Below are 17,742 nucleotides of genomic sequence, written 5' to 3'. Positions count from 1 at the left end.
TTCTACTGAACAGCGCTTTTTGCTCCATATGAAATCGACCTTATTATTCTAGTTCGGCGGGCTTAACAATGGTTGTACCTTTGTTATTCTTGGAATACTTAGCTTCGATTTTCGTGTTGTATGTATCCTTTTCTCCATCACTTATCAGCACATAACTCAGATCGACTGTCAGCTTTTCCGTCTGCCAGGTCTTAGTATTGACGAATAATTTCCACGTTACGCTTTTGGGTTGAACTGTCTCACCATCCCAGAGGTTCTCCTGGTCATAGAGTTTGATTATTCCCTTAGCTGCTGTCGGATCGGTTACCGTGAACTGCAGGACGGTCTGAGCACCGGCAGTGCTGACTTTCATAGATTTTTTATAATTCTTTACCGAATCAAGCATGGAAACAGGATCGTATTGACCTTTGGAGTAAAAAGAATCCCACTCCATCTTCTCCAGTCCAATCCAATACTGCGCATCAGGATCGATTGGCTCACCGTCATCGTCGTAACCTTCATCTTCAGATTCATCGATCAGTTCACTTCCGTCTACAAGATAGTAAAACTCCTTGTCATTGGCATATAGACTGTACGATGTTTCTAAAAGACTACTATCAACGGTGCCAGCTGCAGCAAAATTCGGCAGTCGATTAATATCCAGCTTCAGTGTGTTAGTGTTGCTGATACGTACCCCACCGCTCTGAATATCCTGTTTTTTGATCACATCTAAGTGAAAATTCTTTATTGCTTTAGAGGCTGCCGTTACTTTGCTAATCATTTGATCCGCGGTTACTGCTGTTGTGGTAGCTGCAGACACGACTTCAGGATTAGACATCCATCCGATCGTTCCGGACAGCAATAAAGCACCTACTGCCAAACTAGTGCCTATTGTTTTGAAAAAACTGTTCATGTACTTCCCCTTTCGGCCCCTTGCGATAATGTAACGCCGTATAGGTCGAAATAATAAAAGAGCTCAAAATTGATTACATATTCTTAGAGCTATCCTTTATGCTTCATAAGACATCCCTATGGCGGCCTGGCGATCATTTCCTTCTGTAGAAAAGGCTTTAGACCCATGGCTTTGTGTCATCATCTTTCGATGATTTTACCTTTAACGCGGACATTCAATTAGTTTTAATTAGCTTACGGACGCCTGTCCCACCGCTAATTTTACCATGGTTATAATTACCTGTAAACGACTTATCTTCCATTCAAATTCGCTATGATACTCAGAAGAAATACTATAATCAAAATGAAAAATGAACGATTACATACGCTTATAAGTCTTATTAATGAGAACAGCAAGACAGGGGGTGCAGCAAAATGAGTGAACAAGAAATTTTCGAGCTCTATAAAGAACAGGTATATTATTTTTGTTACTACTTAATGAAAAATCAGGCAGATGCGGAGGATATTTGCCAAGAGGTATTTGTAAAAGTTATCTTAGCGGATAAGTCTAGGGTAAGAAACTTGAAATCTTGGATTTTAAGAATTGCTTCGAATGAGTGCAACAGTGTGATTAAGAGGCGTAAAACGGGGTGGATGAAAGAAGTACGTAATTATTTACTATCCAGGTCTGAGGAATCAAACCCTGTAGAAAAACGTTTGGATCGACAGGAAACTAAAAAAGAATTACAAGGGTTATACAGTCAGCTTCCCGACAAAATCAGAATGGTAGTAGTCCTTCGTTTTATCAACGAATTGACTGTACCCGAGATCTCTAAAGTTATGAGCATACCCGAAGGAACTGTAAAATCCAGACTGAATAAGTGACTTAAAATACTAAATAGTATGGGTGGAACCCAACTAAAGGAGCTGAGTAGTAATGAGTCTGTATATTGAAAAAGATAAACATATTCCCCGACCGGATTATGATTTGATGTGGACTGCCATAGAACAAGAAGCCTATAAACGTCAAAGAAATCTGAATGCGTCCCAGAATACTCCTAGGTCTAATAAAAAGGTTGTTCCAATCAGCATCGTCTTCTCTTGCCTCTTTCTTGTGGCCATTCCTGTATTCGCTAGTATGACGATTAATTGGGATAAAATTGGTGGTCGGAGTGTGAACAATGCATTAAATAACGGCATCGGTCAACAGTATAATCTTCAAGCTTCCAGTTCAGGAGTAACAATGAATTTGAACGGTGTTGTAACTGACGGAGAAAAAATGAAAATGCTGTTATCACTTGATACTAAATCTGATCTATCCCAATATACTGGATTTGCTACAGAGGAAAACATCATGACTAGTGAATCAGGTGCCAAGGCAAAGGTATACGGTTATTTAGAATACGATCCTGAAAGCCAGAAACTCATTGGAGTATATGAGACACCTGATACATTAAAGGATGATAAAAAGGACTACAAGTTTGAAGCACGGAATCTCATTTTTTACCGTGATCAGAATATTCCCTTACAATCTAATCATCAAGCAGGGGATACAATCGATACTGGAGTTAAGCAATATCCAAGCATTCAAATCGAATCCGTTCGACATGTTTCCAATCAAACCATTATCCGTTACAAAGTCGCTGCATCACCATCTGACTTAGGACGGGGTAACCCACATTTGGTAGTTAGTACTGGTGGTCAAGAGAAGGAGGCAATTCCTACCATCATGCCTAACGAAGGATCGGATTTATTTATTGAACAGGTTTTCAATATAACTGAATCAGATTGGAAGGAAGCTAGTCTTCAATTTGGTTACATTAAAGAAGCGAAACGATTTTCAGGTACGTGGAAGTTCGATTTTAAAGCAGATGGACAAAAAGCAAGTGAGGCGATTTACACTAAGAAACTGTATAACAGTTCTGAATTTCAAGAAAAGACCGGTATAACCTTGGATCAGCTAGTGGTTACCCCTTTGGATATCCAAATTCTAATAGATGAAAATGATTCACTAAAAAAAGGAATTGTCCACTATAATACCGCTCAGTTGGTTATAGGTGATAAAACAATCACTGGGGGTTGGAATTTGAAAGGAGATCATTCCGAAAGCTACCAGCATTTATTTCAGTTCGAATCTCCGGAATGGTATAACGACTGGTCCGATGTTCCAATGAAACTTATATTAAAGGATGCTGTGATTGAGAAACGTGATACCACTAAGAATTGGATCACCATAAACAAACCTAAAGAAGACAAACAGTTCACTTCAATTGATGTCGATGGATTAAAGATTGAATTCATGTACTATGCTGAGGGCGAAAATTTAATTGTTGAATCATCTTCCAAATCTCCTGGCTTCAAAAGCGTTAACCAAACTACGTTACGGATTAACGGCAAAGAAGTGGTGCCTGAAATTACACCTAAGGGCATGATATCTACAGGAACTAATATTGATAGCTACAAAGATATTCCTTTCGACGAAAAAATCGAACTGAACCCTGGTATCTATAAATATAGCGATCCTAGCCGGAACGAGGAAATAAAACTTTAATACAGGAAGTTAATTTATTGTCCCGCCCTTTCTTGTTAATCTTAAGGGCGGGTTATTTTTGGATAGAATCAATTCTGTTATGTATCTCTTTTATTTCCTTCATAACAAAAAAAGCATAGAACGGACTCAAGTCCGCTTTATGCTTTCCATTATTAGGATAAACAATATTTAACCAGCGCATCACGCACACCATGCTCATTGTTCGAACCTGTAACAGCATTCGCAGCCGCTTTTACCTCTACAGGAGAATTATCCATCGCCACGCCCATCCCCGCATAGGTAAGAATAGAAATATCATTAAAATAATTACCGATTGAGAGGACTTCTTCTTGCGGAATTCCCAGCTTCACAGCGAGATTTCTTAATGCGTTGCCCTTAGAAGATTCGGGATGCATCAAATCAACGAAAAATTCACCACTCCGCAAAATATTGTACTCAGGAGCCCAAGTACGCCATTCACGTTCAGCTTCATCAAGGATTTCTGGCTGTGTAAATACAGTAAACTTAACAACCGGTTCACGGAAATCTTCCCAGGCTGGTAGCGTCGCTGGCACAATACGGAAGTGCTCATACATATAATTAGCTTCTTTAGTCAGATTCTCTACATTATCAACATACATATCAAAAGCAGTATTCACATCATAATGAATATTGTACTTACGGCAATAGTCAATATAGGGGTCAAGACCACGTGCATCCATACCATATTGGTGCAGCACTTCTCGATCTTCCACTCGTACCGTCGCTGCTCCATTGTGACCAAGCACGTAACCAGTCAGCCCCATTTCCTCCATGAAAGGAATCGAGTTCTGTGGACTGCGTCCCGTACACAATACGATTTGACCGCCAAGACGTGTAACCTCAGCAATAGCTTCCTTATTCTCAGAGCTTAAGTGGTGATCATCATTTAATAGCGTACCGTCCACATCTAGTGCAATCAGTTTGTATCTCATACTCCACCATCCTTGTCTTTCTTTTTCTATATTATCCTTGAGATGATTCTGCGCCTAAGAGTGCCAGTTCCTCTAACGTCAGTTCCCGACAAGCTCCAAGCGGCAGACTTTCATCCAGCTTCAATTCTCCCATAGATACACGTTTCAGAAAAGTGACTTTTTTGCCTACCGCCTGAAACATACGCTTCACCTGATGAAATTTCCCCTCAGTGATGATAAGTGAAATATGGGAAATCACTTTGCTGCCGCGCTCTCTTCCAAGAATGGTTAAATGTGCAGGTAAAGTAACGTAGCCATCTTCCAACTCCACCCCTGCTGCAAAAGCCGCGACATCATCCGCGTCTACATCGCCCTCGATGGTTGCCTCGTACGTTTTCGGGACATGCTTACGTGGCGACAGCAATTCATGGGCAAGCTTCCCATCATTAGTGATCAGCAGCAGTCCCACAGTATCCTTATCTAGCCTTCCTACAGGAAACGGTTCAAACTGTGCATACTCATGCTTTAAAAGATCTAAAACTGTCCGATCCCGCTTGTCCTCCGTAGCTGACAGGACACCCGGGGGTTTGTTCATCATAAGATATATGAATTCACGGTAGGTAACTACCTCTCCGCCTACCTCTATTTTATCGGCATAAGGATCCACATGGTACCCACTATCTTTTACCACTGTCCCATTCACCAATATTAAGCCTTGTTTAGCTTGTTTACGGATATCACTGCGCGAACCTACTCCAATATGGGACAACACTTTATCTAATCGTTGTTTTTTGGCGGGCTTACCTGATTGGCTCATTGTTACATCCACCTCCAGCCTGCGGGATATTCGTTCTTGAGTATGCCATCCTGCCACTTACCCCAGCCTGCGCTGTAGCCATCAATGCAGACCAGAACGTATCCCTTTTGGGCACTTCCTATTCTAATAGAGAGACGTTCTTGAGAAATCGACAACGTCTCTCCTTTAAGATAGGAAATAGCTTCATGATTCGTACTGGAGAGTGAGACACTTCGGCAGCTTTCTTCCGGATGCAAAGCTGTAGCCATTGGATGCCCTGGAATAAATCTTCCGTTACGGATTTGTCCTACATACCATCCCGGACGAATCGTCTTTAATCCATTTAGTCTTTCCTTAGGAAGTGGAGAAATGTACAGATGGTCACCGAACAGAACCGGATATCCTTGCGGTTCCCAACCAAGCTGATCTCGCACAAAATTTCCATACGCAGTCAAAGCTTGCTCGTCACCTGAAACTTGCCGACCACGGTCAGCGCCACCAGTAGGTTTGTGAGAGGGTTTCCCTTCTTTCCCCCGTCTTCCTTCTGATTTATTGGATAATTTAACGTGTGCTGCACTTTTTGGAGTAGTAGTTCTTTCTCTTGCAGATTCGTTTAACTTGACCTCTAAGTGATCACGTTCCTCCATTGAGCGCTTAGTTCCCCCATGTTGCAATACAGCCATGAAATGTCCTTCGCCTTTCACCTTATGCGGCCACAGTCTTGCTGTACCTGAGAGTTCTCCGAAGCCAGGAGCGAATGAGCCTGTACCTCCTACCGTTACCACTGAGAACTGTGGATGTTCAGAAATAAACTCCGCTATAATTTCCTCATTTTCTTCTGTAGCAAAGGTACAGGTGGAATAGACAAGTGTACCTCCCGGTGCCAATGCTGTTGCAGCAGAACGTAAAATATCCCGCTGCATGGAAGCATATTTGGCAGGTGTACCTGAATCCCACTGCTTCACCATGTCTTCATCTTTACGGAACATCCCTTCACCAGAGCAGGGAGCATCAATCAAGATCTTGTCAAAAAAAAGCGGGAATGCAGCCGCGATATGATCTGGACTTTCGTTCAGTACAATACCATTACGAACCCCATACAGCTCCAGATTTTTGGCTAGAGCTTTAGTCCGTTCTGCATGAAGATCATTACTAACCAGCAATCCTTCACCTAACAGCTTGGCTGAAATCTGTGTAGATTTCCCCCCAGGGGCGGCACATAAATCAAGTACACGATCACCTGGTTCAATATTAAGCAATTCCACAGGTGCCATCGCACTCGGCTCTTGAATGTAATATAAACCTGCGTGGTAGTGAGGATGTTTACCAGGTCTAGCCCCATTCTCTGTATAAAATCCTGTCGGACACCAAGGAATAGGTTCCAGTCCTAAAGTAGAAAGAGCCTTTAAGCTCTCCACGGAAATCTTCAAGGTGTTAACACGGACGCCTCCGTATGGGGTTTCCTTATAAGAATCCGCAAATTGATTATAATCTGTTCCCAGCATGTCCATCATACGCTCGCTGAAAGAACTGGGCAATTGTGCCGCCATGATGCCGTCCTCCTGATAGTATTGCAAAAATTTAGGTGTTTAAAGATTCAAGGAACACCCCTACGGGTGTCCCTTATACAATACTCATATATAGAGGATCTTTTACTTACGATGAAAGGATGTCGGTCTCTGAGGACCACGTCGTTGAGGGTTATTCGGTGTGATAGCTACAGTTGCATTCTCCACTTGGTCCGCTAGACTCGGATCAACAATCTCTATGGTCAGATCGTAATAAGAAAATGGCCGCTCATCATATGATGCTAAGCGCCGAACATAATCTTTCACTTCCTCCACGAGTTTCGCCAGATTGATGCCGAGTGTCGCTGCTGGATATTCTTCCAGTTTGGCAGAAGCACCACTCAGCATAATAGCTGCACCGCGCACATTCTGATTACGAAAATGGTATAACCCTACCGCTACTTGAAGAAGCGCTTTGTACAAAGGATCTCGTTCCTGGGCAAGCCACAGTTCTTCGAGTACCTCGTGACATTCGAAATAATCCCTGTCACGATTAAAGTACACTAGGTATTCCAAGTACAATGGTTCATAAGCCATCCGGCAAACTATCCTTTTTAGCTGCGGAAAGAAGTCCCCGCACATGATCTAGAAGTTCCTTCATCGCTTCCATATCCTGAACCTGCCATATTTCGTTAAAGCGAGCCTGCGTATCTATAGCCTCATTCACCAAGTGATAGAAATACAATTGATGAATGGCCTTGAGAATCTGAGTGGTCATATTCGAGTTTTCCTCGAATGTCTTCTGCGCTTCCAGAATCTCTTCCCGAATACTGGACATTTCACTGTCGAGGATCGATGCTGCTTCAGCTGCCGTCTTTAGTCGAACACGCATTTCATCGGGTAGACTCTCCCGATATTTATAGTTCAGGGAATGCTCTATGGTAGCCCAGAAATTCATAGCTAACGTACGAATTTGGATCTCCGCGAGCACAATTTTCTGGCCAAGCGCTGTTTGCACAGGATATTTAATAATCATATGGAAGCTGCGGTAGCCGCTCTCTTTATAATTAGTGATGTAATCCTTCTCATAGAGTACTTCAAGATCCTTACGGGCCCGGATATATTCGGCCACTCTGCGGATATCCTCCACGAATTGGCACATGATCCGAATTCCTGCAATGTCTTCAATCCCCGTCTCCAGATCTTCCATCTTCACATTCAGCCGTTTAGCCTTTTCCAGAATGCTTGACAGCCGCTTTACACGCCCCGTTACGAATTCTATTGGCGTGTATTCCTCTCTTTTCTTCAACTCCGAACGCATTGTTTTGAATTTAACTTTCAATTCTTCCACAGTCTGTTCATATGGAAGTAAAAAAGTTCCCCAGTCCCTGCCGTCCATCGCCTTCGTCCTCCTGTCCTTTCGTCTCCTTCAGTGATGATCAGCGCCCACTGCTTCAGAGATATGACTGAATCCATCCCGCCGTAAAAGCTGCCGTAATCCGGCATGCAATTTGCGGTTAATCTCCGGTCCTTCGTAGATAAGAGCTGTATAAATTTCGACCAGACTTGCACCTGCTCTTATCTTGTCATACGCATCCTGACTGGTGAAAATACCGCCTGATCCTATAATCGGCATTTTCCCTTCCGTCTGGCGATAAATACTGCGAATGATCTCCGTTGAGCGGTCGCGTAGCGGCTTGCCGCTTAAGCCCCCCGTCTCATTAGCCTTTTCATGACTAAGTCCATCACGGTTCAATGTAGTATTCGTAGCAATAATACCATCCATACCAGTTTCTGTCAGCGTCTGAACCATATACTCCAGCTCCGTGTCACTTACGTCTGGTGCTATCTTAACCAACAAGCTTCTGGTAATACCGGTAGCTTTACGCTGAATCTCCATTTCTTCCTTCACCTGAGCTAGCAGGAACGACAATTCACTGCCATGCTGGAGACTGCGCAGACCGGGTGTGTTCGGCGAGCTGATATTGACCACAAAAAAATCACCGTACGGATAAAGCGTACGGATGCACTGACGATAGTCTTCATGAGCCGCTTCATTACTAGTTATCTTATTCCGTCCAATATTAACTGCTATTGGAATTCTCCGATTCTTTAATTTCTTCAGACGCTGTGCCATAGCATCAGCCCCTTCATTATTGAAGCCCATTCGATTAATCAGCGCTTCATCCGAAGGAAGACGGAACAAACGAGGGCTATCATTACCCGGTTGACCCTTAGGGGTAACCGTGCCCACTTCCATAAATCCAAACCCGATCGAAGAGAATCCGACTACGGCTTCGGCATTTTTATCTAAACCTGCAGCAAGTCCAACTGGTGTCGGGAAATGCGTTCCGAACAGATCAACCGCTAAATCCGCCGTTTCAGGAACTCCGTACATTAAACGTAGCGCCGCGCTTCCACCCGGCACTGATGACGATTTATCCAATCCACCTATGACGAGATGGTGAGCCTTCTCGGGATCAATCTTGAAAAAAATTGGTTTACCAAAATTACGATACAACACCGTTCTCGCTCCTTAAGGGGTACTTCACAAATCCACGTGTCTACCCGTTTCTGTAGGTTTCTTCTTAATTTTAGCCTTTTCTTGAACAAAAGAAAAGTATTTTACAGTCCGAGTATGTTGAGTACATAACGCAGAGTATAGTAATTTTCTTGTAAACGCATTACAATATAGGTGTAATCAGCGATTAAGAGAGAAAGAAGGTATGCCCAGTATGTCTACTAAACGTAAACCACCAACTTTGCAGCAAAAGAAAGAAGAAGTTAACCGTAAAGCGCTAATGTGGATCGGCGTCAGTTTAACTTTACTAATTCTTCTAATCATCGTTCTGTTTATCGTTGCAGGAAACTAATTCAGCCAGTGGTATACTTTGTGGGGGTTGGTCTGATCATGCTTAGCAGTAGAGCTGAAGCGTTTAGCCGGCACAAGCTGCTTTTCAGGCAGAACCCCTCTACTAATCACTACTATTGTACCTTTAGGAATCAGCGCGAAGAGCTCCTCTACATCTTCTCGGCCCATTCGAATACATCCAAGGGATTCATCCTTACCAACACTGTCAGGCTCATTCGTACCGTGAATAGCATAATTACTGTCCGAAAGCTGAAGCCCTCTGCTACCGAAATCCCCATCATCTCGACCATTTGGATTGACTACTTTATCTGTAATCACGAAGTTGCCCTCCGGTGTCTTATCTCCGCCAAGTCCTACCGCATAGTTTCGTAGAATAATAGAACCGCTGACTACCGCCAATCGGTGATTTTGTTTATCCACAACGACCCTTAGCGGCTGATCAAAAAAAGGAACGTCACTCGTAACACTTCCACTCACACTTAATGCTGTCGGTATACGCCTCACACCATCGTTAGATGAGCTTGAAGGCTCCGCTATGTCTTCTGTTCCCGGTGCCATCTTGTTCTTAGCCACCGCTTTAAGAGGGCTGAATTCCCGCTTCATGACGGTTGTCGTCCCACCTATCCAGTTCTCAGGAAAAGATCCCGTCAAATCCGCTAATGTATCTGGAAGCTTCCCTTTAGCATCTTGATAAGCCTGGATTGCACTCCATAGTGTGGCAAGTTCCTCTTGGTCACCCTGCCATTCAACTCCATCCTTGGCGAGTTGCCCTTGCTCTGGCGGCTCACATGCACATGCCTTAGGATCATAAGACTGATACACCATCCGTCCCTTTCCATTCTTTTGCAGTGTGAAATTTAGCGGAAGCTTCTCTTTCCAGAACAGCCACTTTCCCTCTCGCTCCATCCCTAACGCAGCAGCTTCAAAAGGTTCTTTTCGCATTAGCATTTTCGCCATTAACTTCCCTTGCGAAGCCGCAGCTGCATTCTCTTGCGCTGTATACATCACTTTTTTCGCCTCAACAACAGGCTCTTGGACGGAGTCTTTTGGATCTGGCAGATCTTTGGCTTCTGAAGCTGCCGTGTCTTGAAGGACTTCTTGTTCTCCTGTAACACCAATACCCGGAGCCACTGCTGAAGGTACCATTAACAGTATAAGAAACATTAACGCCAGTGATATGTATCTCAATCTTTGTTGGCCGCGCTCACGCTGGCGACTCGCTTGCAGCAATCCATCTTCGTATTCGCGCAGCATTTCAGCAGGTACCTTACTGTGCTCGAATGCCTCATACACTTCACCAGCCTGATTGAAGCAATAGTTAGCTTTTCCATGTTGACCGTTCTTATTGTATTCCTTCCCCAGCAAGTACCATGCCATTTTGTTATCTGGGTGCATCTGTACATATGCTTTGAGGTGCTGTGAGTTCTTCATCGGAACCTCCGAGAGTTTATAATTCCTACCTTTATTAATATCGGTCAGACATAGCAAAAAAGACATCCCTAGCCGAACAAAATGTTCGCAGAAGATGTCTTTATCTGGTGTCGCACGTTACTCTTTATCGAGTAATTAACCTTCTTTGTTAAAAGGTTCGTCCGCAATTTTAATGGAGTCGGTTGGGCAACCATCACAGGAATCTTGGAGATCATCAAACAAATCGTCCGGAATCGCTGTCACACCGCAGTTTCTGTCATTTTCGTAAATAACTTCTGCCAAACCTTCATCATCGTAATCAAAAATATCAGGAGCCGTTGCGCCACATGCACCACAAGCGATACAAGTGTCTTTTTCGACCCAAGTGTACTTAGCCATTTTTTTCTCTGCCTCCCGTTAAGCAATGCTGCGCTGTTGAACCAGCGTCTTATTTTTCTCATATTAATATAAAAAGAATACAATTTCAATTGATTTTCAATACGTTTGCATTTCTGACGCATTCTATAGTATCAATTTCGACACGTTTTATCAATCTTTATCTGACTCAACAGACAACAGATTATCCTTTTGCAGTGAGGTGCCTCGTTCCTTATGATTACGGAGCCTTGCAGAATGGGTGTCACTTAACATCCCAGCGGTCAAAACTGCATTTTCACCAAACTTATTGCGAAGCATATCCATAGCCTTGGTCAGTGACTCTTTCTTAGGCTGCTGTTCGTAATCGAACAAATCCAGCTGAATTGCAGAATCCTCTTTAGCGATCAATCCATGCAAGGTCACACCAAGCAGTCGAACTGGCTTCTCACCATTCCAATGCCGAACATAAAGATCACAGACAGACTTGTAGATATCTTCTCCACTCTCTGAAGGCACCTCAAGCTGCCGCGAACGAGTAATGGTTTTCATATCCGGTGTCCGAATGGTAAGCTGCACACCTGAAGCCACAAGCCCTTGCTTTCGCAAGCGCCGCGCTACCTGATCACTTAGATTCAGCAAAATGGGGCGTACCTCAGCAAGGCCAATAACATCCCGCGGCAGTGTAGTGGTGTGTCCGATCGACTTACTTTGCTCTCGCTCAGGATTTACTATCCCATGATCGATGCCGTTCCCTGCACGCTTTAGCCATGAGCCCATAACTCCAAAATTCTCAACCAGCATTTTCTCATCAGACGCCGCTAATTGACCAATGCTGTAAATTCCCAGCTTACGGAGCTTCTCTGCCGTTTTTCCACCGATACCGAACATTTCATTACATGGCTTATCCCATAAAATCTTAGGTACATCCCGCAGCCGCAGCACCGAAATACCATTTGGCTTTTTTAAATCCGAAGCCATCTTCGCCAGGAGCTTATTTGGAGCAATACCAATGGAGCATGGCAAGCCCAATTCTTCCATTATACGGCGCTGAATAGTTTCCGCAATTTCCATAGGCGTACCGAATTGCCTGGAGCCAGTTATATCTAAGTAACATTCATCTATCGATACTGCTTCCAGTAATGGTGTATAGCTATAAGCAATCTGCATAAACGCATTAGAATATTTGCGGTATAAATGGAAGTCCGGCTTAATAACGATAAGCGATGGACAAATACGAAGCGCCTTCTGAACCTGCATACCCGTCGAGATCCCCAATCTGCGGGCGACATACGAACAAGTAACAATAATCCCTTTCCGTAATTCAACGCTACCCGCAACCGCAGTAGCCTTACCTCTGAATTGGTCAGGATCCTCTGCCTCATGTACCGAGCAATAAAAAGCATTCATATCCACATGCAGGATAACCCTGCCACTCGTTGGATAATACTGATCAACATTCTGCACAATATCTACCTTCTTATCCTCAGGGTCTCTATTGTCCAATTTAGAATACCTCTCCGCTGCGGTTAGGTCAACTTAAGAGGCTGTAAAGTTCTTTGTTACATTCCCGCGTAAAAATGCTATAATGTATAAATTCATTTCCCTTGCCAATGCTTCCGATGTGAGTTTTGCACGAAGTGAATCCGGAAGACGAAGCTTACAAAACTTTTAGGAGGACACTCATGTCTAAGTCCATCTCCATCTTCGATACTACATTACGCGACGGCACCCAAGGTGAAGGCATCAGTCTGTCGGCTGACGACAAGCTGAAGATTGCCAAGAAGCTCGATGATCTGGGTGTGCACTATATTGAAGGTGGCATCCCGGGAAGCAACAATAAAGACATTGAATTTTTTAAAAGAGTCAAGGAACTTCATCTGAACGCCAAAATCACAGCGTTCGGCAGCACACGGCGGAAGAATTCCTTGGCCGAAAACGATGACAATTTAAAACGTATGATTGATGCAGGAGTTCCTGCTGCCACACTCGTCGGAAAATCTTGGGATTTCCATGTACACACAGCATTACAGACTACGCTTGAGGAGAATCTCGCCATGATTGGCGACTCCATATCCTACTTGAAACGCAAAGGCCTTGAAGTGATTTTTGATGCCGAGCATTTCTTTGATGGATACAAGAACAATCCTGAATATGCAACAGCCGTTCTGTCCAAAGCCCGGGAAGCCGGAGCAGATTGGCTTGTAATGTGCGATACCAATGGTGGAACATTGCCTTTTGAAATTCATGAGATTGTTACCGCTCTGGCTGGGCAGTTACCTGGAGCAAATCTCGGAATTCACACTCACAATGACTGTGAGCTGGCGGTAGCTAATACACTTAGCGCCATCGGTGCTGGAGCACGGCAAGTTCAAGGTACCATTAATGGTTACGGAGAACGATGCGGCAATGCCAACCTATGTTCCATCATCCCTACCCTTCAGCTCAAAATGGGATACCACTGTATTCCTGGTGATTCTTTACCGCAGCTTACGAACACAGCACGCTATATTAGTGAAGTTGCCAATGTTAATCTGCCTGTAAATCAACCTTATGTCGGAAATGCAGCTTTCGCACACAAAGGTGGAATCCATGTCTCCGCTATCATGCGTGATTCACGGACCTATGAGCACATCGCTCCTGAGCTTGTCGGGAATAAACAACGTGTGCTGGTCTCTGAACTGGCTGGACAGAGCAATGTGCTCTCCAAGGCGCAAGATATGGGTTTGAATTTGGATCCAAGCAGCGAGCAAGCTCGCCGGGTGATCGAGAAGATCAAATCGATGGAGCATCAGGGGTATCAATTCGAAGGTGCCGATGCCTCGCTGGAGCTGTTACTTCGGGAGGCTACTGGCGAGATGAACGAAACCTTTACCTTTGAATCCTTCAAAATGTTAGTCGAAAAAACCGCAGAGCATCCAGTTGTATCTGAAGCCTTCGTTAAACTGAAGGTTGGCAATGAGAACCTTTATACCGCTGCTGAAGGTAACGGTCCAGTCAATGCACTCGACAACGCTCTTCGTAAAGCGCTGCAAACCTACTTCCCGCAATTGAAGGAAATGCATCTATCCGACTATAAAGTCCGTGTTATAGATGAACAGGATCAGACTGCTGCGAAAGTACGGGTATTGATTGAATCCAAGAACTTCACAGACACTTGGAGTACGGTAGGCGTCTCCAGTAACGTTATTGAAGCCAGCTGGGAAGCGCTTGTTGACAGTATGCGCTACGCACTTCTGAATCAACTTTCGCTGGAAAATGAACAGTCTGGAAGCACTGAACCTAGAGGCCTGGTAAATCATTAATTCATACCTTTCATAAGCATTCATATGACGAAGAACCCCCTTCAACAGTTTAACTGTAATGAAGGGGGCCTTTTATAATTCTTTGGTGTAGATCCTTTATGATTCGGTAAGCTTGATAATTTTTTTCTCCAGCTCTTCCGGACTAAGAATGCCCAGAATAATCTCTGAGATTACTCCATTCTTGTCAATAAGCACGTTGGTAGGAAATACTGCCCCGTTATATTTGCTGTACACCTCATCTTTCACATCAAACATAACCGGGAACACAATACCGTATTTCTTAATAAAACGTTCTGCATTGGGTTTATAATCCTGACTACTCACATTAATACCGTAAATATCTAGAACATCCTTATACTTAGTGGCCATGGCGTTAAGCTCCGGAGCTTCCTCCTTGCAGGGATCACACCATGAAGCCCAGAAATTAACGAGGACTGCCTTCTCTCGCGGCCCATCAACTACATATGTAGTCCCATCCGTTCCTTGGAGTGAAAATGAGGGAGCGAGCAGTCCAGCCTTAGGTCCTATTTTCATTGGCGGCTCATCTTGTTGTCCAAAAACAGCGGTAGCCTTCGGCTCACGATTATGCCACACCGCAAACACAGCTACACATACAATAAGAATCACTATCGTGATATTCAATTTATTTACTGCTTTCATAGGGATCTGTTCCTTTTCGAATGGAATAGTTTTCTACTATTGTACCCTCATTAACTTCAATTTCAAACCATCCATTTTTTAGACAAAAAGAAAATAAAAAGAGGGTTTCGTCAGCGACGAAACCCTAATGAAGAGAGAGGGGTGAACAAATGGCAGCATTACAGGGAAATGTCCAGCCTATAAGACTGAAATATTCCGTACAGCAAGCACTGGGGAAGCACTTGCTGTCCAGTTACCCGCATGAAGCATGCGGTGTCCTGCTGGGTGCTGCCGCAGCGGGTGGCATGCTCATCGATACTTACGTACCTATGCGCAACGTAGCGCCAGACCCGCTGCACACATTTATTCCCCACCCTGAAGAGTGGATTCATGTTCTTTACAATGAGCCGACACTCATCGGTTTATTTCATTCCCACCCAAATTCAGAACCTGTACCTTCGGTTGCCGATTATAAAGGATTAGCAGCACTAGGACCTGAATTTAAGGTCTACCTTATTGGTTCTCCCAGAACTGAAGATGGCTGTTCTCCATTTCTGAACGGTTTTTATATTGAGCGGTATTCAAATGAACAAGGAGCATCTTTCCCTTTCCCTGAACTATCTCAAGCTCCGCTTCACGTTCTACTTAAATAAGCATATAAATCACCTAAGGTATCTACTTGGCCCCGCTCCGAAATTTCGCGAAGATAAGCCACCCACAGCCGGGCTGTCATTTTGGCATCCTCTAATGCATTGTGACGTCCATGAATCGGAATTTCATGGACAAATAACAGTTCATCGAGCGTATAGTTATTTCGCTGCGGCTCGAGCCAACGTGCAAGCATCATCGTGTCCAGCACCCGGTGCGTAAGCTGAACTTTAGAAGTTCTCCATAGCGCGGCATTGAGAAAAGCTTTATCATGCGAGCTTGCATGTGCCACTAGCACATTTTGCCCCACAAAGGACATGAAATTATGAAGGCCATCAATTAAGGAAGGGGCGGACCCAGTCATCTCTTCCGTTATCCCTGTTAACCTCGTAATATCTTCTGGAATTGCCGTCTGACAATTCACCAAGGTGTAAAAGCATTCATCTTCCTTAATTTCCTCTCCAACCACCTTAATAGCACCAAACGACATAATTTCATCTCCATGCTGATGAGAAAATCCCGTCGTCTCTAAATCAAATATAACCGTCTCCAGTTCAGACAGCGGAGTACGAAGCACCTCAGGACGACGCTTCTCACGCATGAGAGATCGGATATAGGCCATTTGCTGCGCAGTCTGATGAGCAGTTTCTCCCCCTCTCATCGAAGCGATTGCCGACGGCATTCCACCTTGTCTCAGGTTGTTCCAGAATCCTCCATTCTTGCTTGGCTCCCTCATGTTCGCCACCTTTCCGCTGAGCGGAGCTGACGCTGCAACGCCCGATGAAGACGTCTAACAAGCAGCAGACTTTCACGCAGCTCAGACAATAGCTGCTTATTCTTCAGTTCACTCTCAGCAATATAATCACTGCTGATTAACAAACCATTCTGGACACTAAATGGCGTGTTCACTCGCATCCGCATCGCCAACAAGAAAGCCCGCCGAATATCATCCAGATGTTGATATTTGTGAAGTCTTTCAAGCTCTTCAATTCGCTCTAAGGTCGAGCTAGCTCTAATATGATGCAATAACGATAAGCGTCTAACAATGTTCACTACCGGGATATAGACTCCATACTTAATGTCAAATCCACCTGCATAATCCCCAAAGCGCTCTGTTAACACCTGTCCCAGCAGATTTAAAGTCGCTTTATGGCGGACAGTATTGCGAAGAACAGCCACAGACAACTCCTCATTGTCAATAAAACCCTCATAGAAAGCCTCTTGCCACAATGCTGATAACTCCGTACTTCCCGCAACATGGCGCATATCTGAAGAAATGATAAGATACCGAATTGGCTCCCATTCCAACTGGGTTCTCCATTCCTTCAGCTGCTCCTTCCATTCCGATAACGTCTTCCTCCACGTCCCTTGGGAGCACATTACCTTGCCTGCACATTTCTCATATCCCACTTCTTCAAGCAGATCGGACAACATCATTCCAAAAAATTCAAAGTATCTATTCTTCTCCCCATCCGGTTCACCCTCAACGATCAAACCATTATCCTGATCGCTCCACAGTGTAGCTTCCTGCCTTCCACTACTGCCAAACACAATAAAGGAATAAGCACAGGGAGGCGGGCCATAGCCCGCCTCTTTCATCTGCGCCTCACATATTAGTACAGCGGTCTCTGCAATAAGATCATGCATTGTATTCACACGAAACATCCATTCCTCAATCGGAATTACATTCAACTGTTCCAGTAGAATACTTTGGCAGGCAATTCGCCTCTCCCTAAGTTCCTGTGGCGAACCGGCTAAAACGATGGTCCTAAAGTTTTCTTCATCATACACGTCTGTTAACTCCATCGAAGCCACACGGTCCGCCTCCCTATTCTC

The 17,742-nt window shown here is 44.2% G+C and carries 18 protein-coding genes and 1 riboswitch; of the genes, 5 read left to right on the top strand and 13 right to left on the bottom strand.

The features are described from left to right. Positions 1–43: 43 nt before the first annotated feature. Positions 44–892 carry a DUF6612 family protein gene (locus ACWNM1_RS08130; protein WP_042186872.1) on the bottom strand — a complete coding sequence of 283 codons (849 nt, stop codon included), beginning with the start codon at positions 890–892 and terminating at the stop codon, positions 44–46. Positions 893–1,009: 117 nt separating this feature from the next. Then, a riboswitch (cyclic di-GMP riboswitch) is annotated at positions 1,010–1,102 on the bottom strand. Positions 1,103–1,305: 203 nt separating this feature from the next. On the opposite strand from ACWNM1_RS08130, the gene ACWNM1_RS08125 reads away from it, so the two are divergent. Together ACWNM1_RS08125 and ACWNM1_RS08120 are read left to right on the top strand one after the other, a co-directional pair. Further along, positions 1,306–1,755: an RNA polymerase sigma factor gene (locus ACWNM1_RS08125; protein ID WP_449600593.1), complete on the top strand. Its 450-nt coding sequence runs from the start codon at positions 1,306–1,308 to the stop codon at positions 1,753–1,755. 52 nt (positions 1,756–1,807) lie between these two features. Further along, a complete protein-coding gene (locus ACWNM1_RS08120; protein WP_449600592.1) occupies positions 1,808–3,421 on the top strand; it encodes a DUF4179 domain-containing protein in 1,614 nt (537 codons plus the stop codon). 152 nt (positions 3,422–3,573) lie between these two features. Here the strand turns inward: ACWNM1_RS08120 and ACWNM1_RS08115 are convergent, their stop codons facing one another. The 6 genes from ACWNM1_RS08115 to ACWNM1_RS08090 all read right to left on the bottom strand — a co-directional run bounded on the left by ACWNM1_RS08115 (position 3,574) and on the right by ACWNM1_RS08090 (position 9,181). Continuing rightward, positions 3,574–4,374, bottom strand: a complete 801-nt coding sequence (locus ACWNM1_RS08115; protein ID WP_449600591.1) for a Cof-type HAD-IIB family hydrolase — start codon at positions 4,372–4,374, stop codon at positions 3,574–3,576. Between the two features lie 31 nt (positions 4,375–4,405). Continuing rightward, positions 4,406–5,170, bottom strand: a complete 765-nt coding sequence (locus ACWNM1_RS08110; RefSeq protein WP_449600590.1) for a pseudouridine synthase — start codon at positions 5,168–5,170, stop codon at positions 4,406–4,408. A gap of 2 nt (positions 5,171–5,172) precedes the next feature. Further along, entirely contained in the window at positions 5,173–6,699 is a 1,527-nt protein-coding gene (locus ACWNM1_RS08105; protein ID WP_449600589.1) for an RsmB/NOP family class I SAM-dependent RNA methyltransferase, read from the bottom strand. Between the two features lie 102 nt (positions 6,700–6,801). Continuing rightward, positions 6,802–7,254: a DUF309 domain-containing protein gene (locus ACWNM1_RS08100; protein ID WP_449600588.1), complete on the bottom strand. Its 453-nt coding sequence runs from the start codon at positions 7,252–7,254 to the stop codon at positions 6,802–6,804. After that, the gene (locus ACWNM1_RS08095; RefSeq protein WP_042126350.1) at positions 7,244–8,056 is read right to left on the bottom strand and encodes a GTP pyrophosphokinase; all 813 of its coding nucleotides are present in this window, start codon (positions 8,054–8,056) and stop codon (positions 7,244–7,246) included. Before ACWNM1_RS08095 ends, ACWNM1_RS08100 begins: the two co-directional genes overlap by 11 nt. A 30-nt stretch (positions 8,057–8,086) precedes the next feature. Beyond that, positions 8,087–9,181: a quinone-dependent dihydroorotate dehydrogenase gene (locus ACWNM1_RS08090; protein WP_234535533.1), complete on the bottom strand. Its 1,095-nt coding sequence runs from the start codon at positions 9,179–9,181 to the stop codon at positions 8,087–8,089. A gap of 211 nt (positions 9,182–9,392) precedes the next feature. On the opposite strand from ACWNM1_RS08090, the gene ACWNM1_RS08085 reads away from it, so the two are divergent. Next, positions 9,393–9,530 (top strand): hypothetical protein, encoded by a 138-nt coding sequence (locus tag ACWNM1_RS08085; RefSeq protein ID WP_167348489.1) that lies wholly within the window; start codon positions 9,393–9,395, stop codon positions 9,528–9,530. On the opposite strand, the gene ACWNM1_RS08080 is transcribed toward ACWNM1_RS08085, so the two are convergent. The 3 genes from ACWNM1_RS08080 to ACWNM1_RS08070 form a co-directional block, all read right to left on the bottom strand. Continuing rightward, a complete protein-coding gene (locus tag ACWNM1_RS08080; RefSeq protein WP_449600587.1) occupies positions 9,527–10,960 on the bottom strand; it encodes a L,D-transpeptidase in 1,434 nt (477 codons plus the stop codon). The genes ACWNM1_RS08085 and ACWNM1_RS08080 overlap by 4 nt on opposite strands. Before the next feature lie 135 nt (positions 10,961–11,095). Further along, a complete protein-coding gene (locus ACWNM1_RS08075; protein WP_042186857.1) occupies positions 11,096–11,338 on the bottom strand; it encodes a ferredoxin in 243 nt (80 codons plus the stop codon). A gap of 150 nt (positions 11,339–11,488) precedes the next feature. Next, the gene (locus ACWNM1_RS08070) at positions 11,489–12,820 is read right to left on the bottom strand and encodes a DNA polymerase IV (protein WP_449600586.1); all 1,332 of its coding nucleotides are present in this window, start codon (positions 12,818–12,820) and stop codon (positions 11,489–11,491) included. A 179-nt stretch (positions 12,821–12,999) separates the two neighbouring features. On the opposite strand from ACWNM1_RS08070, the gene cimA reads away from it, so the two are divergent. Beyond that, a complete protein-coding gene (gene cimA / locus ACWNM1_RS08065) occupies positions 13,000–14,619 on the top strand; it encodes a citramalate synthase (protein WP_449600585.1) in 1,620 nt (539 codons plus the stop codon). Positions 14,620–14,715: 96 nt separating this feature from the next. On the opposite strand, the gene ACWNM1_RS08060 is transcribed toward cimA, so the two are convergent. Further along, a complete protein-coding gene (locus ACWNM1_RS08060; protein ID WP_449600584.1) occupies positions 14,716–15,279 on the bottom strand; it encodes a TlpA family protein disulfide reductase in 564 nt (187 codons plus the stop codon). A gap of 149 nt (positions 15,280–15,428) precedes the next feature. Here ACWNM1_RS08060 and ACWNM1_RS08055 point away from each other — a divergent pair, with 149 nt between their 5' ends. Then, entirely contained in the window at positions 15,429–15,911 is a 483-nt protein-coding gene (locus tag ACWNM1_RS08055) for a Mov34/MPN/PAD-1 family protein (RefSeq protein ID WP_449600583.1), read from the top strand. Here the strand turns inward: ACWNM1_RS08055 and ACWNM1_RS08050 are convergent. Together ACWNM1_RS08050 and ACWNM1_RS08045 are read right to left on the bottom strand one after the other, a co-directional pair. Next, positions 15,893–16,642, bottom strand: a complete 750-nt coding sequence (locus ACWNM1_RS08050) for an exonuclease domain-containing protein (protein WP_042186851.1) — start codon at positions 16,640–16,642, stop codon at positions 15,893–15,895. The two genes, ACWNM1_RS08055 and ACWNM1_RS08050, sit on opposite strands and share 19 nt — an antisense overlap. Further along, positions 16,639–17,712 carry a DUF294 nucleotidyltransferase-like domain-containing protein gene (locus ACWNM1_RS08045; RefSeq protein ID WP_449600601.1) on the bottom strand — a complete coding sequence of 358 codons (1,074 nt, stop codon included), beginning with the start codon at positions 17,710–17,712 and terminating at the stop codon, positions 16,639–16,641. The genes ACWNM1_RS08050 and ACWNM1_RS08045 overlap by 4 nt, the downstream gene beginning before the upstream one ends. Positions 17,713–17,742: the final 30 nt, after the last annotated feature.

Source organism: Paenibacillus sp. Marseille-Q9583 (assembly GCF_976954365.1).
Note: the sequence above shows the minus strand (reverse complement) of the source record. Positions and strands in the feature narration are given on the sequence as shown.